The sequence below is a fragment of the Virgibacillus ndiopensis genome (assembly GCF_900187325.1).
In the GTDB taxonomy this organism is placed as follows: domain Bacteria; phylum Bacillota; class Bacilli; order Bacillales; family Amphibacillaceae; genus Virgibacillus_E; species Virgibacillus_E ndiopensis.
The window spans coordinates 586,271-610,423 of the sequence record NZ_FZMZ01000004.1 but is presented as its reverse complement, the minus strand read 5'-3'; the positions used below and the strand labels follow the sequence as shown (position 1 = coordinate 610,423).

The window sequence follows — 24,153 nt, the reverse complement described above, 5'->3', positions numbered from 1 at the left end:
ATGTTTGGCGTGTCACTTGTAGATCTTCTACCATTTTTAGTTGCTTAATTCCCTTCGTATTTCTCTTATGTTGTTTTTAAGAGACGTTAGGTCCTCATCACCTTATAATGTAACTACATATTTACATATTCTATAGCACATAAGTTTATAGATGTAAAGTGTTATTTACATTTTGTAGCTGTATATAATACCATGATTTTGAAACACTATCTACAGGAGGTGTTTTGTATGAGCGAAAAGAAGAATAATCGGAGTAAAAATCGGGTGAATAGTAGCGTCAACCAACAGGGGTTAACGGAGGATGTGGAAGATCAAGCGCCAAAATCACAACTTGAGCAGCGTGCCAAAAAAACAAATACAAAAAGATAAATGTAAGAAAAGGTGAGACTAATCGATAACACATTAGAATATTTACGAGAATCGCTATCAAACTATATAGAAAGCGATATTTGTAGGCAAATATATCAAAAATTGGAACGTGGAAATTACAAAGGTGAGGGTGAGTTTGTTGAGGATTTGAACGATGATGAGATGCAATATTTAAATGCTATGTTAGAAAGAGAAATAAACTACGCAAAGAATGTACAACATGATAATAGGGTAAAAGAACTAAACGAGGTTTATGAATTATTGTTTTAAAATGGGTAAATATACCATTGAAATCTATTTGGTGAAGATGTAATATATAAATACAAGCTACGATGTTCGTAATCATAATAAGTTTTAACCTCTAATGTATGAATAGGGAGTTTTAAATTGGAACTCTAATGTCGGGCCGTCACTGAGCGGAAGACAGGAAGGTTTCTGCAAACACCCACTTTGCGAAGTGGTGGTTTAAAACTTTTTATATAGAAATTACGGCAACCGTGGCTGTACCTACATATAATAACAACCAGGATCAGTTTCTTAATTGAAACTGATCTTTTTGCATGGCGTTTTCAGGGTATAAGCTAAACTTGCTATCTTTGATTGAAAATTCATATTATACTAATTGGATGCAGTTAGCTATAATGAAGTCAAACATAGAGGGGGAATTTGAAGTGACGTTTCAATATGAAGTTATCGATCATGTTCAGTTAGCAGCACCTATCGGAGGGGAGAATAAAGCAAGGGAATTCTTTCAAGGATTACTTGGGTTCGAGGAAGTAGAAAAACCTGAACCGTTACGTAAGCGTGGGGGAGTTTGGTTTCGGTCCGGGTCTGTTCATGTACATATTGGAGTTGAGAGTGATTTTCATCCGGCCAAGAAAGCACACCCAGCATTTCATGTGAAAAATATTGAAGCAATGAAAGAGCATTTACAAGCCCACGATATAACGTTTAAAGTTGATGACAAACTGCCAGGTGCGAATCGGTTTTATTTAAATGATCCGTTTGGGAATCGACTAGAATTTTTGGAATGGATCAAGTAAGAAGTTGATTTAATTGCAATCTAAATGCTCCAACAGTGCAGCATTACTTCCTTTTCTTTTTATTTGGTCATTCATATATTTTTGGATATGCACAGACTTATCATCGCTACGTACAGAAGAGCCGCAGTCCACAGAGAGAACTACGGAAGTATATACACTTCACTTCTTTAATATAATTATTTGATTTACTTAAAAGGCTCTCACTTGGTATGGACCAAGAAGTGGATTATTAAAAGGCGAACAAACCTTGTAAAAGCTGCTGTTTATATTGTCTTAAAGGCTGAAAAAAGTGAGCTTAAACTATAAGCTCATCTTTTTCAGTTACCTTTATAAATTATGCATAACGCAGCTTTTTTACATTTTCAAATCTATTTAAAAGATCGTCAAGCTGTTGACTACATTCAATGGTTCTTTTATCTGCTAACCCAAACTTCATACCTAGTTCAATCATTTCTCTCTTTTTAACTATAATAGCCGTAGATAAATCGTAATGCATTGGTTTTATTACTTGTTTCATTATTTCCTTCTCCTCACCCTATTACTTAAGTCATATGACTCACACACAACGAAACTTATTATGACTATTTTTTAATAAAAATTCAATAGATTCTACAAATGAAGTCAAAACATTACAAAACTAGACAAAGAAATAAGCTAGATAATATATTTCATTTTATTTGGAAATCAAGTAGAATTGAATTATGGAAAGAAACATGAAGGAGGATTTTATGAAACTACTAGATGAAATTTTAGCATATAATGAAAAGTTTGTAGAAAATAAGGAATATGAAAAATACCAAAAAGGTAAATTACCAAATAAAAAGCTTGTTATTCTTTCATGTATGGACACGCGTTTAGTTGAACTGCTGCCAAAATCGATGAATGTAGGTAATGGTGATGTTAAAATTGTGAAAAATGCTGGTGCGCTCGTGTCACATCCATTTGGAAGTATCATGAGAAGTATTCTTGTTGCTGTTTATGAGCTTCAAGCGCAAGAAGTTTGTGTTGTAGGCCATCATGATTGTGGTATGGCTGGTTTACAAGTAGAAAAGGTTTTAGAGAAAGCAAGAGGACGAGGAATTACGCAAGAGAATCTTGATACGTTACAATACTCTGGGGTTAATTTTGAAGAGTTTTTGCAAGGCATTGATTCTGTGGAGGATAGTGTAAAACATAGCGTAGCAACGATACGTAATCATCCTTTATTACCACAGGATGTACCTGTTCATGGACTAGTAATCAATCCTGATACAGGTAAATTGGATCTTGTTGAGAAAGGCTATTAAGTTAAACTAATATTAAAAAAACAAATATATTCACAAAAGCTTAGGTAATCATAGTTACCTAAGCTTTTTCTATATTATTTTGTACAAATTAGGGGAAAATAGAGTATCAGCTTTTTAGGTGGAGGATTAAAAATGCCAGAATTACCGGAAATGGAGAACTATAAAATCTTATTGAATCAAAGGATTAGTGGAAATAAAATAACCAATGTAATGGTGAATCGAGAAAAATCAATTAATGTAAAGGTTGAGGAATTTGTAAATAAGGTAAAAGATCAGAAAGTTGGATCTATCAGCAGAAAGGCTAAGTATTTACTATTTCGTCTTGATAATGGCTATGTGTTGCTTTTACATCTCATGTTAGGTGGGTGGATGTATTACGGGACAGACGAGGATAAGCCGGATCGTACTGTTCAAATACAATTATCTTTTGGAGGTCAGAACCTTTACTTTATTGGTCTAAGATTAGGATACCTCCATCTTATTTCAAAGGAAGGGGTGAAGAAAGAGTTGGAGAATTTAGGCCCAGAACCACTTAGTGTAAACTTTTCACTCGATTCCTTTTTTGCCCTTATTGAAAATAGAAGAGGTATGATTAAAACTACGCTTGTCAATCAGGAATTCTTATCGGGAATTGGAAATCGTTATTCCGATGAAATTGCGTGGCACGCAAAACTATCACCGGAACGAAATATGAATGAGCTTGAAAGAATTGAACAGACACAATTATATCAATCCATTCGTTTTATCCTGCAGCAGGGGATCCAATATGGTGGTTATATGGATCAGCCTTTATTTAAAGGAGATACGAAAACAGGTGGCTATGAAGCGAATACGTATGTCTATAATCGAGCAGGGGAGACATGTAAACGATGTGGTGCATTAATAGTTAAAGAAGAAATTTCATCCCGTAAAACATTCTTTTGTAAAGGTTGTCAGACTTGATGTTGAAAGGTGAATGTTATGAAATTTGGTTGTCATATTTCTATAAGGGAAGGCTACTTAGGTGCCGCAAAACAAGCAGCAGCACTAAATGCATCTGCTTTTCAATATTTCCCCAAGAATCCTAGAAGTTTATCTATAAAGGAATTCAACAAGGAGGATTCTGCATTATGCAAAAGGTTTTGTACAGAAAATGCCATTGAATCTGTAACACATACACCCTATCCAACGAGTTTAACGCCAAGGGACGAAAACAAAAGGAATAAAATTATTGAGTCTTTATTAAATGATTTGGAAATAACCGATGCATGTGGTTCAATCGGTGCTGTCGTCCATTTTGGTAAATTAATCAGCAATGATGATCGACTTGCAAGTTATCAATTAATGATTGAAATGCTTAATGAGGTCCTTAGCCAATGGAAAGGTAATTGTAAAATACTTCTTGAGAACAATGCTGGAATACCCGGATCGATTGGAACTACGTTAGAGGAGCTTGCCCAGGTTCGTAACCTATGTGATCAATCTGAAAAAATTGGGTTCTGTTTAGATACATGCCATGCTTTTGCAAGTGGGCTTTGGGATGGGGAAAACTGGAATGACGTGTTGGGAAGAGGAATTGAGCTCGGATTTTTTGATCATTTGGAAGTAATACATTTTAATAATTCAAAGTATGAACCTGGCTCAGGAAAAGATCGCCATGCTAACATTTTTGGCCATGGATATATATCAGAAAAGCAATTTGATCAATTAATTAAATCACCACAACTAGCGAATATTCCGTTTATATTGGAAACACCAAAAGAGGAAGTTCCACATAATGAAGAGATACAGCAATTGCATGAAAAGTGGGGCAGGTGAAGTTATATACAACATTTTTAGGCAATTATCCAATTCATATTGCTTATCTATGAACATGTCCCTAAAAAGAAACCTTATGTTCAACTGGACGGACCCTGACCTTATAATGTATTCTTGGTGAATCTTCATTGATAAACATAACTTCAAAAACGTTATTCTTCTTATCGCATTTTCCTAATTGATGCGTAAAACTTAGCTGTGGCAACTTATAGGGTAATTTTAGCTCTTTATTAAAATGACTTGCACAAGTATTTAGTGCTTCTTCTACATGCTTGAATCCAAAGTCGGAATAAAACTTTTCGAGCGGGGGAGGAGTATCGTTATTAGCGGAAACCATATTAATATTTAATAAAGAGATTATGAGTAATAAACATATTCCTCTTAACATAAAAAACTACCTCAATTCTGTTGGTGGTAGTTTTCCCTTATTATTCCTTTTTACTAAAGTTTATTTGGATTAACAAAACCACTCCATCGCACGCTCGCCTTCTAAAAATTCATCCGTTAATACGAACCCAACATTCTTATAAAATGTAATCGCACCTTCGTTCTCAGGTACTACAGATAAGCGCACACGGTCGAAGTCGTCATGCTCTGAAATCATTTCTATCAGCTTATGCATTGCCTTTTTACCATTGCTGTTTCCTTGGAACTTGTCCTGAATCATGAACCGCGGAATCCAGTGTTTATACTCAGGATCATTGTCTGGAACGTGTTCAACTGCAGCTACACCTACAATCGTTTCACCATCACAAATTGCATAAGGAGTGGAATTTAGATCAACATATACCCAAGCGATTGTTGCGAGATTGCTAGCTAGCTATATATTTTTCTGCAACTTGTAATTTTGCACATGCCATAAAGAATTCTTGTGGAATACAATTTACTTTAATAGTCTTATCCATCTAGTTATGATTATCCTTATAAATTTCGCAGTAAATATAAAAATTCCTTTATTCATTACCTGAGGCATTTTTATAAACAAGTGTTTTTTTTCGCTTCCCAAGGGTTGATACTACACTATGTAAAATCATCCCCACAACAACTAAGGACATACCGACAAACGATACTGTACTAGGCATTGGTACGCTTAAGACCAACAATTCACCGAATAGGGCAAATATAACTTCTCCTGATTGAGTCGCCTCCACTGCAGCAAGTTTATGATTATCATGATTAACAAGTTCTGTAGCATAGAAAAATAATACGGTTGCAATAATTCCTGAAGATATTGCTACTAGGAATGTTTGTAATAATTGACTTGAACTAGGTCCACCATGGGCAACTATTCCATAAATAGAAAGTATAATCCAAAATGGCATACTTGCAATAGTCATACCAAGAATGCGTTGAAAAGTGTTCAGATCACCATTTACAAGCTGCATCATTTTCCGGTTTCCGAGCGGATACGAAAATGCAGAAATGATTACTGGAATGACAGATAGGACGACACTCATTATTGGTACTGCTGTTGCGTGTTCCATTTGCATTACGAATATCCCAGCCAAAATGACTAACGATATAAAAATACTTTGGATTGGAATTCGCTGTTTGCGTTCATTGTTTAAAAGTGGAACGAGCAGTGAACCAGCAATAATAGTTATTTGAAATGTAGCTGCGACAAGCCAACCTGGTCCATAAATGGTTGCAAATGTTAACGGTGCATAAAATAAACCGAAACCAATGGTACTCCAGGTGATCCACGGAAGCGGTTGTTTTTTAATATGATCCAGAACAGGTCTTACATTTTTCTGGTAACCGACGATGATTAGCAAGATTGGTAGCATGAACATGAATCGCAATGAGGCACTCCACACCCAGCTACCACCTTCGAGTTCCATCGCACGGTTTAAAATAAATGTTACCGAAAAAAATACTGCGGCCAAAATACCAATTAGAGTTGCTTTCATATTCTCACTCCCAACATACTAATCATAACAAATTATGAGACGTAAATATTCGAAAAGGTGAAAAAATTAAACTAATTTAATTTTTGGTTAAAGTCCCTGAAAATAATGCTGTCAAATAACGCATGCCTCATGTAATTAGGATTGTTTTTTTGAAAGGAAGAGACTTTTGCTTTGCCACAGCAGGAGTCTTTTATTTATTTATGTAAAAAGTAATTGACACATGAGAATCGACATAAGAAGCAGGATATTTGTTCTTTTTGTAGAAATTAGTTGTATTATCTATGTTTTTAAATTATGGATTATACTTAAAAGGTGAAACAAGTTATTAATTTTGGTGGTTATTTTCTAAGTAAAAATGTTATCGTTACTTGTGCCGATTATGACCCTATTATATTGCATAGGGAGAACCGAGGGACTAAATGAGTTCGAGTATATCTTTCCCCAACTGCAACAGGGTGATCTATGGGCTATTTTCATCACCGTTTGTTATATATATTTACTTGCTTGGTGGGGGATATTCTTAATTAATAGACAAAAAAGGTAGTTTTATAAAATATGAAGCTATCTAGATATTTAGTAGAAGACATATGGGGGTTTCCATGTATTTATTTATATCAATTATTTTAAGTGCTATTTTAGGGTACATATTATTAATGTTAGGACCAATTCTTGGAGGTGTTTTAACCTTTGGAATCGTCGTAGGGTGCCTGTTTAGAGGATTATTTTTACTAAGTGAAATTCATAAATCTATCAAAATAAAAGATAAAGTACAAATAGGGTTTGAGAAATATCTAGAGGAACGGGATCGCGATAAAGATAAATAAATCAATAATAAGGGAGCTGGCCGATATTGAAGTTAAAGAGCTATTTCATCGTTATAATGGGTGTTTGCTAATATTATTCAAAATATAGTTTACCTTGGAATTTTATTGTCAGTAATAAATAGTTTACTATCATTCTACGTACAATTGATAAGTTGTAACAAATTAAAATAAGATGAAAGAAGGGTCTAGCAATGCCGGGAAAAATAACCTCATTAGCACCAGTTTTACCAGAAAATCCTATTGTCTTAATATTAGGTTCAATGCCCAGTGTTAGGTCACTAGAGAAACAAGAATACTATGGTAATCCCAGAAATCATTTTTGGGATATTCTTTTTACGGTATTTAACCAGGCTCCGGTAGAAAATTATGATGAAAAGCTAGCATTTATTAAACGACATCGACTTGCTTTGTGGGATACAATTGGTTCGTGTTATCGTGAGGGAAGTTTGGATTCAGCTATTAAGAATGAAGAGGTAAATGATATAGAGGGTTTATTGGGACGTTTTCCGAACATTCGTCTGATTGCTTGTAACGGAACGAAATCATTCCAAACGTTTAACAAGAAATTTGATGTTAACAAATTGAGCGGTGTTGAAGTTGTTAAAATGCCATCAACTAGTCCAATTCCAGGACGATATACGAAAACATTTGATGAAAAAGTGGAGGATTGGAAGAGGATATTGGAATACGTATAGAAATTATTAATGGTCCATCCTTGACGGTTAAAGCATTCCATGAATCTATCCCTAGAATCTGCTAAGTTTTCGTATATACGGTAAACGGGTACATATTAATGAAAGCTAACAATAAAATTTTTATTAAGTTATAATAGAGTTAGAAATAGAGTTATTAGTTCGAACAATATAATAGTAATAATTACTTAATTTAATTGTATTCAAATTTTTAGTTGTTTTTTTCGAAAATCTTGAATACAATAAAAAGGTGAGTCGCAAGGGGGAACTTGCGACTCGGACAGTTGTCCGCAAGGTGCGGCGACTTTGTTAAGGAATGAAAAAAGTAATTATCCCATTAACTCCATCGACAGGGTGATTACTTTTTTTCTCGGCTGTTCACAACTAACAATATAAGCGTTGAAAACATAAGCATCAACTCAATTGCTTTTTCAATTGGTATCAATTGCTTTCAGCCCCTTTCTTAGGGGTTAAAGCCGCCGATTAAAGAAGCTTCCCTATGCAGCTTCAGTGGAGATCACCCTGCATTACCTGTCCCTTACCATTATACAATAAATCAACTGGTAAAGGTTGTAATTATTTGAAAATGGTACAATATTCACAGAAGTCGGTAAGTTTGATTGAAATCCCCCATCTTTCCTTTATTATCGTACCATTTACCCTGTTATAAAAGTTATTATCTAGCTTCATTTATGTGATAGTAATATGTTTTTTGTTGTCATGTTTGTATTTTCTATAAAAGTTTATCATGGATTCAACTGTGTCTTTTAAGTCGGGACAAACTACGCCTGAATCCTCTAGATCGGCTGTTGCTTGGGAACAATCGTAGGAAGAGTGGATCGTGAAATAGTCCATTGCCTCTTTTTCAACTTGCAGCCATTTTCGAATTGGTGTTAATAACAAAGAAAATTTTGTTGCTGAAATTGGTATGCGACCTACTGGTGTTTTACCTAAATAGCTTTCTGTAAGTATTTTCTGTAACTCCCTCATTTGGTATGGTTTAGGGTCTGTTAAATGATAAGTTTTACCCACGCCAATCGGGTTGATTGCTAGATAGCTAGTTGCACGTAATACATAGTCTGCTGGTACAAAATTACCTTCTGGTTCACCTTCTCCAAGGTATGGGATGACAGGAAGAAAGCATAAATTATCCAAAAAATTCAACATGAAATAAATTCCATCAAATTTAGTTGTTTGTCCGTTTACTGAATTCCCTTTTACAATTCCAGGACGAATAATTGTAGTCGGTATTTCATCTTTTACATCATCAACTAGAAGTTCTGCTTCAAATTTAGTTTGTTCATAATGATTTTTAAACGTTTGCTCTTCAGCAAGTTCATGCTCATAAATCCGGCCTTCCCGCGTACCTGATACATAGGCAGTACTGAAATAAATATAGCGTTCTAATCTGCTTAATGCTTTTACCCAGTTATTTACTTGGTGGGTTCCGTATACGTTTACATTGAAAGCGATGTCTTTTGGTACAGCAAGGTCGTAAATTGCTGCAAGGTGGAAAACATGTGTAGCGGATTGTTGGATTTCAAGGTTCGTATCGTGTTGGAGTCCTAAGTTTGGTTGCGTGATGTCGCCTGTAACAAGGCTGAATAATTCAGGATCTAATTTATGTTTTTTGGAGAAGCGAGTAATTTCTTCCGTTGCTTGATCTTGGAGGCTAGGTAAAATAAGTAAGTAAACACGTTCAATATCTGTGTGGTGGTCGTCGATGAGTTGTTTAATCAGACTACTAGCTAAAAATCCGGGGTATCCAGTGATGAAATAAGTATGATTCATCGTAACAACTCCTATTATATATTTGATACTATTATAGCATTGTCTACAAAATGTTTTCACTTTTATAAAAATTTCTCTTGCATTATTAATTTTTATTCCGTATAATAACGTTAATTTAATTGAAACATTTTTTAAAACGTTGAAGAGGAAAAGTAGGATTTAGCTATTTTTCAAAAGAGAGCTTCGGTAGCTGAAAAGAAGCAAAAATACGAATCTGAACAATGGCCTCCGAGTTTCGTGCTGAACGTATTGTTTATGGATATTAGTAGGTTCCGACGAGATTTGGTACTCGTTATCAATACCACAGTATAAAGAGCAGGAGAGCTTTCGTACTTGATGAGACTGTACGTGTGAGCATACAGTGAAGTAAGGTGGTACCACGTTAATCCAACCACGTCCTTATCGTTTATTCGGTAATGACGTGGTTTTTTAATTGCAAAACTTCACAGCGGGAGGAATTTTTACATGAGTAGAAATTTAGTTATTCAAACAGACTTCGGAATCAGTGATGGTGCGGTAAGTGCAATGCATGGAGTAGCAATATCTGTGGATTCATCACTTAGAATATTTGACCTGACGCACGATATTCCACAATACAATATATGGGAGGCATCTTATCGTTTATATCAGACCATTACGTATTGGCCAGAAGAAACCGTGTTTGTGTCTGTTGTTGATCCAGGTGTAGGAACATCACGATTAAGCATTGTTGTAAAAACAGCAGATAATCAATATATTGTTACACCTGATAATGGAACGTTAACTCATATCAAACATAATATCGGAATTGTTGAAGCACGTATTATTGATGAAACTGTTAATCGTTTACCAAAATCAGGAGAATCATACACATTTCATGGTCGTGATGTTTACGCATATACTGGAGCGCGACTAGCCGCCAATGTGATTACTTATGAAGAGGTGGGGCCAATCATCGATGTGGACAAAATTGTAGAACTACCTAAACCAGAGGCAATTGTTGAACAAGGAGTCATTTCAGGAAACATTGATATATTAGATGTTCGATTTGGTAACTTGTGGACAAATATCAGTAGGGGGACATTTAAGGACGCGGGTATTCAATATGGTGATTCAATTGAGGTATCAATCGCGAATAATAGACAACAAGTATACAAGAACATTATGACGTTTGGGAGGTCATTTGCGGATAGTCAATTGGGAGAACCGCTATTATACGTAAATTCATTAGATAACTTAGGAGTTGCGCTTAACCAAGGTTCTTTTGCAGAAGCGTATCATATTAAAACAGGGGTTAATTGGAAAATTATTATACGCAAGACTGCTAAAGTGGTTTACAACTAAAAATTAATTAAAAAGGGGAATGGAAAGATATCTTTACGTTTTTTGAAGGGGAATGTTTTTATAGGGACAGTGGGACGGGACGATGAACCTGTCCCTCTGTCCCAAACTATTTTCAAATGTTAGAATTTTTGGTATGGTTTTATAAAGTAACGGTATTAGGGGGATGTTAAGATGAGTACTTATTCATTAAAAGAACAATTACTAGATAGTTATGATAGAGGATTTGATTTCGATGGTTTGTCAGGTGAGCGGTTGGCTAGTCGATTAGGAGAGCTTTCCGAAATTGGGCGTACAGCTGATAATGGCTCAAATCGTCCTGGATTTTCAGAAGGGGAAAAGCAGGCGAAGGATTTAGTTGCAGCATGGATGCGACAAGCTGGACTATCGGTTCATCAGGATGGTGCAGGGAATGTTTTTGGAAGACTTCCAGGTAAGAAAGATAACCTACCAGCAATATTGTCTGGATCACACGTTGATAGTGTACCAAATGGTGGTCATTTTGATGGTCCTTTGGGTGTTTTGTCAGCTTTGGAAGTGATAGAGGCATGGAAACAAACAGGATATCAACCAGAAAAACCATTTGAAGTCGTGATTTTTTCTGATGAAGAAGGTGCGCGATTTAATGGCGGTTTTAACGGTAGTGAAGGAATGCTAGGTCTAGGAAATATAGAAGAAAAGGTACAACTACAAGATTCTGCTGGAATGAGTTTTGAAGAAGTTTTGCATGATGTTGGTCTTAGTGTTGATGGTTATGAAAATGCTGCACGTAACTCGGATGAAATGGAATTGTTTGTGGAAGTACATATTGAACAAGGAAAACGATTGGAAAATGAAAAACTTCCATGTGGGATTGTGACTGGAATTGCTGGCCCTTGCTGGTTGGAAGTTACATTTGAAGGGAAGGCTGGACATGCAGGGAACACGCCAATGAACGATCGAAATGATGCATTGATTGCAGCCAGCGAATTTATTTTTGAAGTAAAAGATCTTCCTGGTCAGGTCAGTGATTCTGCTGTCGCAACGGTTGGTAAGCTTGAAGTTGAGCCAAATGGTGTTAATGTTATACCGGGAAAGGTCAAACTTTCTGTGGATATACGTGATATATTTAAAGAAACACGTGATGATTTAATTGATCGTGTAAAAGCGTTAGGTTCCAAAGTTGCTGTGAAACATGATGTGAAGGTTGAATCAAGTGAAAATATGCGTGTGAATCCTGTCCCAATTGAAGAAGAAATACAGCAAATGTTGGAAAAATCATTTATGGATAAGGGAATTAGACCATACAAATTGCCAAGTGGTGCGGGTCACGATGCGATGATTGTTGGAGAGAAATTACCAATTGCTATGTTATTCGTACAGAGTAAAGAGGGGGTTAGCCATCATCCTGCTGAATGGACTGATTTAAATGATTGTATACAGACAGTACATGTCCTGAAGCACTTTGTGGAAAGCTTGCAAGGGGAATGATCAGAAAAGGGTGAAAAAGGACCTTGAGTATTTTTTGGCTTCGTTTTAGTGTGTTTTGTTTTTTGTGGACATTTATGATCGTTCAATATAGTAGTGAAACTACAATTAGTTTGTTATTTTTTACTATTGCAATTGGAATCTATTTTTTCTTATCTATGCAGCGAGCTTTGTTTATATTATATATATGTTTATCTGCTGTTATTTTTACCCATGATTTAATGGTAATGAACGATAATATATACACGTTTTTATTACTTTTATTTGTAACAATTATATCAGCATTTAAATTACCTGAAAAATTGTTTACGGTTTATTTGATTAGTAATTTAGTATTATCTACTGTATTGAGTGTTTTAAATGAGAGTAGATTGATTGAAACGCTTGTGATTAGTGTGTTTTTTTATTTCATTGTATGGACACTAAATCGAATGGCGGTTGCGAGAAAGGAACAAAAAGCTATTTACGAGGAGCTTTTAGGAGAATACCGGCAGCTAAAACGAATGCATTTAGTTGCAGAAAACAATGCACGTCTCGAGGAGCGAACCAAAATAGCACGTGATATTCATGATTCTGTTGGTCATCGTTTAACAGCATTGATCATGAAATTGGAAATGTTGGCTATTCAAAATGCAGATACACAATATGATGAATTAAAGCAAATGGCGAAGGAAAGTTTGGAGGAAACACGTCTTGCTGTTAAAGCATTGCAAACGGAGGAAAGTGAAGGAATTGCAACTGTTGTCCATTTAATTCGTAAGTTAGAAGCAGAAAGTCATATTCTTGTCCAATTTACAGTGAAACAAGGTATTTTGTCGATGCCAATATCAAACGAGAAGAGTGTTATCCTGTACCGGGTGATTCAAGAAGGGCTAACAAATGCCATGCGTCATGCCGAGTCAAGAGAAGTACATATTTCATTGGGCAAATCTGCCATCGGGGCCATTTCATTTGAGATTGTGAATCAGGTGTTTACTGCTAAGGCATTTGAATTTGGCTTTGGCCTAACCAACATGAAGGAAAGGGTTGAGCAAATAGGAGGAAATTTGGAAGTCTATCAAACAGACAAACAATTTGTAGTTAGTGGGACGATACCGAGCGAATAAGGGGCGGGAAGTATGTTACGAGTGTTGCTTGTTGAGGATCAGGCAATTGTTAGACAGGGTTTAAAAGTTATTTTAGAACAAGACAATGGGATAAGCGTGATTCATGAAGCGGAAAACGGGCAGGAAGCATTAGATATTTTAGAAAAACAAGTGATAGACTTTGTTATGATGGATGTAAGAATGCCTGTTATGAACGGTATCGAAGCAACCAGGAAAATAAAAGGACGCTGGCCGGATGTCAAGATTTTAATTTTAACGACATTTAATGATGATGAATATGCAGTACAGGCGCTACAAGAAGGTGCAAATGGATTTTTGCTGAAAACATCAGAGTCAGGGAAATTAATAGAAGCAGTATATAGTTGCATGAAGGGTGGACTTACAATCCATGAAGAAGTAGCGGCTAAGGTAATGCCCCGGTTACTACAACGGTCTAAAAATAGTTCCAGAATGGATGTGGAATTCACCGAGCGAGAATTGGCAATTACCAAGCTTGTCGGCGAAGGAATGACAAACAAAGAAATCGCTGAAAAACTCTATTTATCAATTGGTACGGTAAAAAATCACATTACACAAATCCTACAAAAAACTGGGCTACGTGACCGGACACAATTGGCTATTTATGCGGTAAAACATGATATAAGTGATGTGTGACAGACTCCTTGCTTCGGTTGGGAGTTTTTAGTTTAGCAGAAATAAGTGCGAAAACTGAAATAGCAGTTTGAACACATAAATTTCATATTAAGCACAACTTCATGATTATAAAAAATGACTTAAGTCACTCCTCTAACCACTATCCAATGACTACAGACAGTATTCAGCAACTGCAATTCCACGTAAACTAATTAACATAGGAGGCGGGTACGAAATGCTTGAATTAGTTAATCTATCCAAGAAGTTTAAACACCTATATGCTGTTAAAAACTTAAATATGTTCATTGAGAAAGGTGAAATTGTTGGATTGCTTGGGCCGAATGGTGCTGGCAAGTCAACAGCAATAACAATGCTTTCATCATTAGTTGAACCAACAACAGGTGATGTGCGTTTTAAGAATAAAAGTATTTTAAAAAGCCCAGGGCCAATTCGGAGAGTTATTGGTATGGTTCCACAGGAAATCGCTTTGTACAATGATTTAAGCGCTGAAGAGAATCTGCAATTTTTCGGCAGAATTTATCGTTTGAAAGGTAATGATCTCAAGCAGAAAATTGATGAGATACTAGAGTTGATAGGTTTAGCAGACAGACGAAAAGATATTGTCAAAAAGTTTTCGGGAGGAATGAAACGGAGGTTGAATATCGGTGTAGCACTTTTGCATAATCCGGAATTAATCATAATGGATGAACCAACTGTCGGGATTGACCCGCAATCAAGAAATTATATTTTAGAAACAGTAAAGCGTCTGAATGAAGAAAAGCAGATGACAGTAATTTACACGAGTCACTACATGGAAGAAGTTGAGTTTTTATGTGACCGGATTTATATCATGGATCAAGGAAACTTGATTGCTTCTGGAACAAAGGAAGAGATAAAACGAATTCTTTCTGCTGAGAAAACGATTATCGTTAAAGCGGACCGGTTGAACAACACGTTTATTGATTCATTGAAACAGAACCCAACCATTAATCGAGTAACGGTTGAAAACAAAACAGTGACAATTATTGTGCCCAAGGAAATAAATATTTTTCAGACGGTTTTAAAGCTTGCTGAAGAAGCAAAGCTTGAATTAAATTCTGTTGATATAAAAACTCCTACCCTTGAAGATGTATTTCTGCATTTAACAGGGCGAGCACTTAGGGATTAGGGGGTGGGGAATAGATGATATGGCATATTGTAAAAAAGCAGCTTTTAGTATTTTGGCGAAATCCCCAGCAGCTTCTTTTGATACTTGGTCTCCCAATTATTTTAATTGCCATTTTGGGTGCTTCACTTGGAGGCTTGATGGAAGGTGAACCAATATCAATTGATGCAAAGGTAGCATTTATTGAACACGGTGATGAACAAACACAGGTGGATATGTTTTTGGATGAGATAAAAAATAATAAGCTACCACAAGAGGCAGTGAATGCTATTAGTAGTAGTGCAAAAGAAATGATGCCTATTTCCATATTAAAGAAAGATATTTTAGGAAGTGATGATCTAAAAAATATTATTGACCTAGAAATAGTAAAACCATCAAAAAAAGATGACGTACTCAAAAATAAAGAATATGCAGCAGTTATTGAGGTGCCGGAAAATTTTACTTACAAAACACTTAAAAGCATCTATTTAGAAAATGGATCAAAAGGTGAATTACAAGTATATAAAAATGAGGGAAATCAATTAGGTTCCAATATAGTAACCGGGATTTTACAGCAATATCAGGAACAATTATCGCTTACCACATTTGCTGGTAAACAGGGAATTGCGTCTGAGGCATTACAGGTTGATCCAGATGCAATTATTGGAGAGACAGTTGCTATAAATCAAAAGAAACCTGTTTCAGCAAAGAATTATTATGCGGTTGGTATGGCTGTGATGAATGTTTTGTTCATTGCTTCAACAATAGGTTCAATCGCCTTCCTTGAGAAAAGAACACATGTATTTAATCGTGTATTACTGGCTGATGTTTCTAGATGGATTTATTTTATTGGAATTTTTATATCGGGTACGATTATTGGATTTCTTCATTTATCGCTCGTTTTTGGGGTTGCTTGGTTGGTTTTTGGTGTTACCTGGCCAAATTTATTTGGTTGTCTAGTTGTTACCCTAGGGTTGGCGATAGCAGTTGGCGGATTATCTGTACTGCTTACTGCAATATGCTTTCGGTTAAATTCAGAGATGATTACCAATTTTTTCGGTTCAATTGTCGTTACATTATGCGCCTTTTTAGGTGGAAGCTTTTTTCCAATTGGCGACTTATCAAAGGCGATACAGGTAGCTGGTAACTTTACACCAAATGGTGCGGCGATGACGGCTTATTTATCGATTATGCGTGGTGATAATATTTCAGCAGTAATGGATCAAATTGCCTTTCTGTTTATTTTTGCAGCGGTGTTAATCACAGTAGCAGCTATTAGCTTTCCGAAAAGGGGGCAAATAATATGATTGGCATTTTACTAGCTAAAATTAAAATTTTCATCCGCTATCCTTTGACATTTCTTGCAATGGTTGTGATGTCAATTGGTTTTGCATTAATTATTGGTGGAGGAAATGGCAATGTTATCAATGTTCCTGTTTATGTAGCAGATGATGCAATTCGTGGGACAGTTGTTGAGGATATACTAAACGAATCCGAAGCTTTTAAATTTAACTATATGTCAAAAGCTGAAGTGAAACAACAAATTGCAAATGGAAAAGCAGAGACTGGAGTTGCCTTGTATGAGGGTGATTTTCGGGTATTAGTTGGAGTAGATTCTCCAAATGTTAATTTAGTGCAGCAAACAGTAAATGGTGCCTACAGTAAAAAGCTGCAATATGAGCAAATTTATACCGCAGCTAATGCAACCACAAATAGTGATAAGGAAGAAGTGAAAAAAGAGTTAGAAGAGACAATTGCTGATCCTATTTTTTCTATTCAATCAGCTAATTTTCGCGGCTCAGATGCTGTCATCATTAATAGAAAGCTTCATACGATATTCGGCTTTACGTTATTTTTTGTCATCTATACAATTGCCTATAATGTGTTTCATATTTTAGAGGAAAAAAATAATGGTGTTTGGGATCGAATTATTCTGTCCCCCGCAAGAAAATGGGAAATGTATGTTGCAAACTTTCTGTATAGTTTTGGTACTGGTTATTTACAGGTGCTGATTATTTTCCTTGTATTTCGGTACTGGGTTGGGGTAGACTTTGGCAGCAATTTCGGCGTAGCACTATTAATGTTGATTCCGTATGTCTTTGCGATAGTTGCTTTATCAATCCTAATTACTGGTATCGTTAAAACAGTACAACAATTTAATGCAGTAATCCCGATTATCGCGGTTAGTATGGCGATGATTGGTGGAGCGTATTGGCCGCTTGAAATAGTTAGTTCGAAATTTATGCTTGCGCTAGCAAAGATTGTGCCAATTACGTATGGAATGGAAGCATTGAATGGAGTAGCTATTTATGGATATTCATTAAATGAGTTACTTTATCCCATTAGTATTTTATTGTTGATGGGTGTTGTGATGACAGGAGTTGGGATTCACCTGATGGAGAAGAGGCATGTGTGAGGTTGAAACGATTGACTTTTAACAGGTCAATCGTTTTTTTATCAATGCTTTTTCAGAAATCTTGTTGCTTTAAACCCCGTAGTTTCCGAAAAATGCAACGTGAATTAATGCTAGGGCTGTCGTTCTGGAAATACACATCGCTTTCCGCGGGCTCGCGTGTAAAAGTGTGAAGAATTATTATTTATCGTTGATGTGGAATCTACTAAAAGATACTGCTATAATACCATGTTATAATATATTTTTACTTCAAAATGAATGGATATTCATTATTGTATTCTAACAGATAAGGGCGAGATTGATGAAAAACATCTTGAGAATTTTTAAAACTGATGGAAAAAACATTGGTACGAATTGGGTTGCAGCTATTTTAATTGGTGGGTTAATTATATTACCTTCATTTTATGCTTGGTTCAATATAAAAGCTTCATGGGATCCATACAGTCAAACCGATCAAATCCCAGTTGGGGTTGTAAACGAGGATCAAGGGGCAATGGTTCGCGATCAGAAAATACAAGTTGGGGACGACTTAGTTAAAAAGTTACAGAAAAATGATGACATGGATTGGCAATTTGTTGATCGGAAAGAGGCAATGGACAAAGTTGATTATGGTGACTATTTTGCAGTGATTATTATTCCTGAAAACTTTTCTGAAAAACTAAGTACCGTCATTAGCGATAATCCTAAAAAGGCGACAGTAGAGTATTATGTGAATGAAAAAATAAATGCAATAGCACCAAAAATTACTGAAAAAGGTGCTAGTGTAATTGTTGAGCAAATTAGTAGTAACTTTGTTTCAACGGTTAATGGCGTTATTTTTGACCTTTTTAATAATCTTGGAATTGAATTGGAAACGGGTTTACCGGACATTAAACAATTCGAGGACTACATTTTTACAATCGAAAAAAATCTTCCGGAAATTCATGACATGTTAAATGAATCGTTAACAGATGCAACGAATGTGCAAGGTATTATTAATAAAGCGCAAGGTCTAGTTCCAGAAGCTGAACAGGTGACAAATGATGGGTTAGCAACAATTGATAAAACGACGGATTTTTTGAATAAAGCTGAAAATCGTTTGAATGAAATGGCTCCTCAAATTAAAAAGGATCTGAAAAAGGTTAGTGAACTCGCCGCAAGCACGAATAAATTTATTAGTAGGATTCAACGTAAGGATATTAATTTCAAGCAAGGGGAAGAAATTACTGGTCAACTGAATGATCAAGTGAATGAACAAATTAAAACGATCGAAACGATTGAGCAAGCATTGAGAAATTTACAGGAGCAAAACAATAATAATCAAGATCAAAACAGTTCACAACAGGGAACGATTGACAATACACTTAAACAGCTGGCCACTTTAAAGAATGGCTTGAAAATAGTTCAGGAAAATACCAAGTCTTTAAGTACTTTTATTGGGAATAAAAAACAAAAAATTGATCAGATGCTTGCGGATTTACAGCAGTTAACGCAAGATACACATACAAAAATCGATGCTTTTGTGAAGGAGTACAAGGAAAGGATTGAACCGACTGTTTTGAATGAAGTTGCAAAAGCTAAAAACACGTTAGCTAATGCAAAAGGAATTTTAACAGATATTCAACAGACAATCCCTCAAGTTAAGCAGATTATAACAAGAACGGATGAGAATTTAAGTGAAGGAAAAGAGAAGTTAGAATCCATTTCTGGTGAATTCCCTTATGTTAGCAATAAAATAAACCAATTGGCTGATCGAATTCGAAATATACAAAGAGAAACTGACATCAATGAGATCATTGAATTACTGGAAAATGATCCTGAGGCAGAGCGTAGTTTCTTTGCAGAGCCCGTGGAACTAAACGAAAACAAGCTTTATCCGATTCCTAACTATGGATCAGGGATGACACCGTTTTATACGACATTGGCAATTTGGGTAGGGGCATTACTTCTTATTTCTTTACTGTCCGTTGAAGTTGTCGGTGCTGAGTCGTTGACTTCAAAGCAAATATACTTTGGCCGATTTTTAACGTTTATGAGTATCGGATTACTGCAAACATTTGTCGTGACAATTGGTGATATAGCTTTATTGGATGTGTATATCAATGAAGCAAGTTGGTTTATTTTGTTTGGTTTATTGATAAGCACTGTTTTTATGTCGATTGTATATACATTAGTATCGGTGTTCGGGGATGTTGGAAAGGCATTAGCAATCATATTACTCGTTCTACAAATAGCTGCTGCAGGTGGAACGTATCCGGTCGTACTGTTGCCTGAATTTTTCCAAGCGATGAATCCATTCCTGCCATTTACGTATGCAATTGATTTAATGAGGGAGGCAGTCGGTGGGATTGTCTGGGATCGTGCATTAAAGGATATTATGTATCTTGTGATCTTTGGAATTGCAGCACTATTACTCGGGTCATTTTTGAAAAAAACAATCAATAAAAAGACAAATGTATTGATGAAAAAATCGAAGGAATCTGGATTATTTCATTAATTATACTTGTATAGTAAAGTGGAATTGAACAGTTTTTGAAAAGGGGGAGAGTGTATTGCAAAGAAATGAGAAGGTGCGTGAAGCGTTATTAGTAGAGGTAAATGAGATTTCAGACAATGATTTAAATAAGAAACCCGATGAAAAAAGTTGGTCAATAAAGCAAGTACTTGAGCATTTATTTCTTATGGAAGGTGCGATAGTGAAGACAATTCAAGACCAGTTGAAAAATGGAGAGGATGTAAATGCTGATCCAAAGCCAATTGAACTAACTGTTGATCGAAGTCAAAAGGTTAACGCGCCTGATTATACAGTACCGTCTGACGAATTTTTTACACTTGATGAAATGAAACTAAAACTGGAAGCATCGCGCCAAGGTCTTTTAAGGCTTGTGGCAAATACTGATGAAAATGAGCTTGAACGCAAAGGTTTTCCGCATCCAGTATTTGGACAAATGAGTCTTAGCCAGTGGATTCCATTTATTGGATGGCACGAAAAAAGACATATATTACAGATTCAAGAAATAAAAGAGCAACTGGAAGAATAGTATAATTGATGAAAAGCAGCGATATGCTGCTTTTTCTGTACCATGTGGATAGAGTAAAAATAAAAGCAATCATTTTCAGATAAAATTGAATTGTTAAGAAGTACCAACAAAAGAATAGGTCAAATTTCCCAAAAATACATGAAAGTTTTATATACTATATATAGAGTATACTAGAAAGGGGAGTACCTGTGAAACGGAAAAAATGGTTAAAAATTACTATAGGAATCGTAATTGTCCTATTAATTATAAATTTTGTGGCTAGTTTTTACTTTTATAATCTAGCAATTGATCGTAATCAAAAAGATTTTTTACAAGGAAATCAGGATTTAGAAGTTTCTGCTGAGGCAATGGAAGTCTTTTTTGATGGTGACTGGCGGGATTGGGTAAGTAGTCAACAGTTTGAGGAGATAGAAATGACCTCCTATGATGGATTGAATTTAAAAGGTTATTTTTTAGAAGCAGAGGAGGCAACTAACAAGACGGTTATCCTTGCACACGGCTATCTTGGTGAAGGGAAGGATATGGGATTGTATGCACAATTTTATTATGAAAATCTAGGCTACAATGTGCTGATGCCCGATGCACGTGGACATGGACAAAGTGAAGGGGATTACATTGGTTTCGGCTGGCATGATCGATTGGATTATGTTGACTGGGTCAATTTAGTTGTTGATAAGCTAGGATCTGACACAGAAATCGTGTTACACGGTGTTTCAATGGGGGCAGCTACTGTATTAATGGCTAGTGGGGAAGAGCTTCCTGATAATGTAAAAGCTGTCGTTTCAGACAGCGCATATACTAGTGTTAAAGACATGTTTGCCTATCAAATGAACCGCATGTATCATTTACCTACATTTCCAATTTTACCAAGTACTAGCTTAGTGACAAACCTAAAAGCGGGTTATTCGTTATCGGAAGCTTCCGCGTTAGGTCAAGTTAAAAAAGCAGAAGTACCAATATTGTATGTTCATGGAAATGCTGATTCATTTGTTCCGACTAGAATGACCGAACAACTTTATGAAAATACTAAAAGTGAAGCAGAGATCATGACAGTTGATGGCGCAGGACATGGTGAATCGTTTGTGGTGGACCAGGAGCGTTATGAAAATAAGTTAATAGAATTTCTAGGTAAATATATGAAGGAATAAGCAGTCAAAGCGACTGCTTATTTTTTATTAGGGATAGGGAGGTAAGGAGTACGAAGTCCACACAAAAAAAAGCTGACGTATTATACGTCAGCCACTAAACCTTTATAAATATTTCTCAAACCATCCGCAAATATGATTTAAGCGGGCCATCCTCATCTCGGGATTTCCGCTTCTGCTAAGCTCATGATTTGCACCAGGGAATCGAACAAATTCAACGTCTTTTTTCAAATGCTTTAGCGCTACAAACAATTGCTCACCCTGCTCGATAGGACAGCGCATGTCCTGTTCCCCATGTACAATTAATAAGGGTGTTTCAACGTTTTCAACATATTTTAACGGGGAAAATTCCCATAGTTTAGTAGGGTCTTCTAATAGGTTTTGGCCAAGCTCCCATTTGGTGAAGAAGTACCCAATGTCACTGACACCATAAAAACTTAACCAGTTACTGATTGAACGTTGAGTAACGGCAGCTTTGAAGCGATTTGTGTGACCAACGATCCAGTTTGTCATAAAACCACCATAGCTTCCTCCGGTTACACCAAGACGATCTTTGTCGATAAAGTCATAGTTTTTAAGTGCGTAATCAACTGCGGACATTAGATCGGTATAGTCACTACCACCATAGTCTGAACGGCATGCATCAACAAATTCCTGTCCATACCCATGGCTTCCACGGGGATTTGTGTACAAGACTACATATCCTTTAGCCGCAAGTAATTGCAATTCATGGAAAAATGTCTGGCCGTACATTGCATGTGGTCCGCCGTGAATTTCTAATATAAATGGGTACTTTTGATCTGCTTCAAAACCATATGGGTGCAAAAGCCAGCCTTGAATTTCCCAGCCATCTTCTGCGGCAGCTGTAACTGTTTCTGGTTCAGACAGTGTCACCTCAGCTAAAAGCTCTGCATTGGCATCAGTTAATCGCGTTAATTGGGAATTCTTAAACTGATAAAAGTTGCATGGATTCGTTGGGGTACTTATTCCTAAAATGAACGTATCCTTGTTTTCATCATAAGAAAATCCAAAGACATGATTATTATCTTTGTATAGCACGTTAATATTTCCATTCAGATCTGCTTGATAAAGTCCTGTTGCGCCGTAGTCCGTTCCAATGAAATATAATTTTTCCTCATTTTTAGACCAAATCGGTCCTACTGTAGATTGACCCATGCGGGTGTCGCCGATCATTACATCACCAAGCTGCATATCAATAGATTCACTTAAGCATGTTCTTTCACTTGTTGCAACCTCAAATACAAACAACTCACTCAATGTCGCGCCACTATATGTATATTCATGACCGAAGCAAGAAATTTTCTTTCCGCTTGGAGAGAAGCTGGCGTGGCCATAAGAACCTTTTCCATTGGTCAATTTTGTAACCTCTTTAGTGGATAGATTTAATAGGAAAAGGTCATTGGTATTTTTGTAATCGGCATTATCTTCCAGGTTGGCTGAAAACAACACAAGATTCCCGTCAGGAGAAATATCCTCGTAACTGTGATCTGAATTCTCTGATGTCAGTTGTGTGAAGGTGTTCTCTTTAACATCAAACAGCACCAATTGAGCCTTTTTATGATCATGAAATCCTTTTGCATCAGATTTATGTTTTAGTCGATTAATTATAACGGGTTCTTTTGCTTTTTGTTCTTTCTCTTTTTGACGTTCTTCTTTTGATTGTTCTTTTTGTTCTTGTACATGATCACCAGCATCCAATTCAGCCGTGAAAATGATATACCTACCATCTTTTGACCATTCGGGATTAGCAGCGCCATGCTTGAAAAAAGTAAGCTGACGTGCCTCACCACCATTTCTAGGTACTATCCAAAGCTGCATGATACCACTTCTTGTAGACTGAAAAACAATACTATTACCATCTGGAGAAAAACGAGGGTGACTGTTTTTGTTATTACCAAATGTCCATTGCTGTGGCTGGTCAGTAGTTGTTTGTAAAAAGAGTTGTGATTGGTATTCGTTAGCTTCATTTACAGTTGTCGATACAAAGGCATAGGATTCCCCGTTCGGTGCAAATTGTGGATCACTGTAAACTGCAATTTTCGTTAAATCTTCTACTGTCAAAGCACGTTTTGAATTTGTCATGAACAAGACCTCCAAGTATAAATAGACTTCAAGTTTTATCTATTCTAAACTATTTCGAGTTACGAATCAATTAGAATGATAAAAATTTTA

Annotated in this window: 23 protein-coding genes, 1 other RNA gene and 1 other annotated feature; of the genes, 19 read left to right on the top strand and 5 right to left on the bottom strand. The window is 36.1% G+C overall.

Annotated features, from left to right (window positions below; all coding sequences use genetic code 11):
* Positions 1-228: 228 nt before the first annotated feature.
* The 4 genes from CS937_RS05390 (at position 229) to CS937_RS05375 (ending at position 1,412) form a co-directional block, all read left to right on the top strand.
* Complete coding sequence (locus tag CS937_RS05390) at positions 229-369, top strand: small, acid-soluble spore protein L (RefSeq protein ID WP_099157431.1); 141 nt, start codon at positions 229-231, stop codon at positions 367-369.
* A gap of 21 nt (positions 370-390) precedes the next feature.
* On the top strand, positions 391-639 hold the full coding sequence (locus tag CS937_RS05385) for a sigma-G-dependent sporulation-specific acid-soluble spore protein CsgA (RefSeq protein WP_099157796.1): 249 nt from the start codon (positions 391-393) through the stop codon (positions 637-639).
* A 51-nt stretch (positions 640-690) separates the two neighbouring features.
* Positions 691-877, top strand: a non-coding RNA gene (ssrS, locus tag CS937_RS05380) — 6S RNA.
* A gap of 163 nt (positions 878-1,040) precedes the next feature.
* Entirely contained in the window at positions 1,041-1,412 is a 372-nt protein-coding gene (locus CS937_RS05375; RefSeq protein ID WP_245835699.1) for a VOC family protein, read from the top strand.
* 334 nt (positions 1,413-1,746) lie between these two features.
* On the opposite strand, the gene CS937_RS05370 is transcribed toward CS937_RS05375, so the two are convergent.
* The gene (locus CS937_RS05370; protein WP_099157430.1) at positions 1,747-1,929 is read right to left on the bottom strand and encodes an aspartyl-phosphate phosphatase Spo0E family protein; all 183 of its coding nucleotides are present in this window, start codon (positions 1,927-1,929) and stop codon (positions 1,747-1,749) included.
* A 211-nt stretch (positions 1,930-2,140) separates the two neighbouring features.
* On the opposite strand from CS937_RS05370, the gene CS937_RS05365 reads away from it, so the two are divergent.
* The 3 genes from CS937_RS05365 to CS937_RS05355 all read left to right on the top strand — a co-directional run bounded on the left by CS937_RS05365 (position 2,141) and on the right by CS937_RS05355 (position 4,495).
* Positions 2,141-2,698: a beta-class carbonic anhydrase gene (locus tag CS937_RS05365; RefSeq protein WP_099157429.1), complete on the top strand. Its 558-nt coding sequence runs from the start codon at positions 2,141-2,143 to the stop codon at positions 2,696-2,698.
* 132 nt (positions 2,699-2,830) lie between these two features.
* Entirely contained in the window at positions 2,831-3,640 is an 810-nt protein-coding gene (locus CS937_RS05360) for an Fpg/Nei family DNA glycosylase (RefSeq protein WP_099157428.1), read from the top strand.
* A gap of 18 nt (positions 3,641-3,658) precedes the next feature.
* Complete coding sequence (locus CS937_RS05355) at positions 3,659-4,495, top strand: deoxyribonuclease IV (protein WP_099157427.1); 837 nt, start codon at positions 3,659-3,661, stop codon at positions 4,493-4,495.
* A gap of 457 nt (positions 4,496-4,952) precedes the next feature.
* Here CS937_RS05355 and CS937_RS05345 read toward each other — a convergent pair whose 3' ends face one another.
* Both CS937_RS05345 and CS937_RS05340 read right to left on the bottom strand, forming a co-directional pair.
* Positions 4,953-5,294 carry a GNAT family N-acetyltransferase gene (locus tag CS937_RS05345; RefSeq protein ID WP_099157425.1) on the bottom strand — a complete coding sequence of 114 codons (342 nt, stop codon included), beginning with the start codon at positions 5,292-5,294 and terminating at the stop codon, positions 4,953-4,955.
* 154 nt (positions 5,295-5,448) lie between these two features.
* Complete coding sequence (locus tag CS937_RS05340) at positions 5,449-6,405, bottom strand: DMT family transporter (RefSeq protein WP_099157424.1); 957 nt, start codon at positions 6,403-6,405, stop codon at positions 5,449-5,451.
* Positions 6,406-7,004: 599 nt separating this feature from the next.
* Here CS937_RS05340 and CS937_RS05335 point away from each other — a divergent pair.
* Positions 7,005-7,229: a hypothetical protein gene (locus tag CS937_RS05335; protein WP_099157423.1), complete on the top strand. Its 225-nt coding sequence runs from the start codon at positions 7,005-7,007 to the stop codon at positions 7,227-7,229.
* Positions 7,230-7,420: 191 nt separating this feature from the next.
* On the top strand, positions 7,421-7,924 hold the full coding sequence (locus tag CS937_RS05330) for a DNA-deoxyinosine glycosylase (RefSeq protein ID WP_099157422.1): 504 nt from the start codon (positions 7,421-7,423) through the stop codon (positions 7,922-7,924).
* A gap of 687 nt (positions 7,925-8,611) precedes the next feature.
* On the opposite strand, the gene CS937_RS05325 is transcribed toward CS937_RS05330, so the two are convergent.
* Complete coding sequence (locus CS937_RS05325) at positions 8,612-9,712, bottom strand: SDR family oxidoreductase (RefSeq protein ID WP_099157421.1); 1,101 nt, start codon at positions 9,710-9,712, stop codon at positions 8,612-8,614.
* Between the two features lie 130 nt (positions 9,713-9,842).
* Positions 9,843-10,116: a binding site (T-box leader), on the top strand.
* Positions 10,117-10,177: 61 nt separating this feature from the next.
* Here CS937_RS05325 and CS937_RS05320 point away from each other — a divergent pair.
* The 10 genes from CS937_RS05320 to CS937_RS05275 all read left to right on the top strand — a co-directional run bounded on the left by CS937_RS05320 (position 10,178) and on the right by CS937_RS05275 (position 21,963).
* On the top strand, positions 10,178-11,035 hold the full coding sequence (locus CS937_RS05320) for an SAM hydrolase/SAM-dependent halogenase family protein (protein WP_099157420.1): 858 nt from the start codon (positions 10,178-10,180) through the stop codon (positions 11,033-11,035).
* A 171-nt stretch (positions 11,036-11,206) separates the two neighbouring features.
* Positions 11,207-12,502, top strand: coding sequence for a M20 family metallo-hydrolase (locus CS937_RS05315; RefSeq protein ID WP_099157419.1), 1,296 nt, complete (start codon positions 11,207-11,209; stop codon positions 12,500-12,502).
* A 23-nt stretch (positions 12,503-12,525) separates the two neighbouring features.
* Positions 12,526-13,605, top strand: a complete 1,080-nt coding sequence (locus tag CS937_RS05310) for a sensor histidine kinase (protein ID WP_099157418.1) — start codon at positions 12,526-12,528, stop codon at positions 13,603-13,605.
* A gap of 12 nt (positions 13,606-13,617) precedes the next feature.
* Entirely contained in the window at positions 13,618-14,259 is a 642-nt protein-coding gene (locus CS937_RS05305) for a response regulator transcription factor (RefSeq protein ID WP_099157417.1), read from the top strand.
* A 214-nt stretch (positions 14,260-14,473) separates the two neighbouring features.
* Complete coding sequence (locus tag CS937_RS05300) at positions 14,474-15,406, top strand: ABC transporter ATP-binding protein (RefSeq protein ID WP_099157416.1); 933 nt, start codon at positions 14,474-14,476, stop codon at positions 15,404-15,406.
* A 14-nt stretch (positions 15,407-15,420) separates the two neighbouring features.
* Positions 15,421-16,689 carry an ABC transporter permease gene (locus CS937_RS05295; RefSeq protein ID WP_099157415.1) on the top strand — a complete coding sequence of 423 codons (1,269 nt, stop codon included), beginning with the start codon at positions 15,421-15,423 and terminating at the stop codon, positions 16,687-16,689.
* Positions 16,686-17,798, top strand: a complete 1,113-nt coding sequence (locus tag CS937_RS05290; protein WP_099157414.1) for an ABC transporter permease — start codon at positions 16,686-16,688, stop codon at positions 17,796-17,798. Before CS937_RS05295 ends, CS937_RS05290 begins: the two co-directional genes overlap by 4 nt.
* 298 nt (positions 17,799-18,096) lie before the next feature.
* Positions 18,097-20,271 carry a YhgE/Pip domain-containing protein gene (locus CS937_RS05285; RefSeq protein WP_176555757.1) on the top strand — a complete coding sequence of 725 codons (2,175 nt, stop codon included), beginning with the start codon at positions 18,097-18,099 and terminating at the stop codon, positions 20,269-20,271.
* A gap of 55 nt (positions 20,272-20,326) precedes the next feature.
* A complete protein-coding gene (locus CS937_RS05280; RefSeq protein WP_099157413.1) occupies positions 20,327-20,815 on the top strand; it encodes a DinB family protein in 489 nt (162 codons plus the stop codon).
* Positions 20,816-21,003: 188 nt separating this feature from the next.
* Positions 21,004-21,963 carry an alpha/beta hydrolase gene (locus CS937_RS05275; RefSeq protein WP_099157412.1) on the top strand — a complete coding sequence of 320 codons (960 nt, stop codon included), beginning with the start codon at positions 21,004-21,006 and terminating at the stop codon, positions 21,961-21,963.
* 102 nt (positions 21,964-22,065) lie between these two features.
* On the opposite strand, the gene CS937_RS05270 is transcribed toward CS937_RS05275, so the two are convergent.
* Positions 22,066-24,063 carry a S9 family peptidase gene (locus CS937_RS05270; protein WP_099157411.1) on the bottom strand — a complete coding sequence of 666 codons (1,998 nt, stop codon included), beginning with the start codon at positions 24,061-24,063 and terminating at the stop codon, positions 22,066-22,068.
* Positions 24,064-24,153 lie beyond the last annotated feature (90 nt).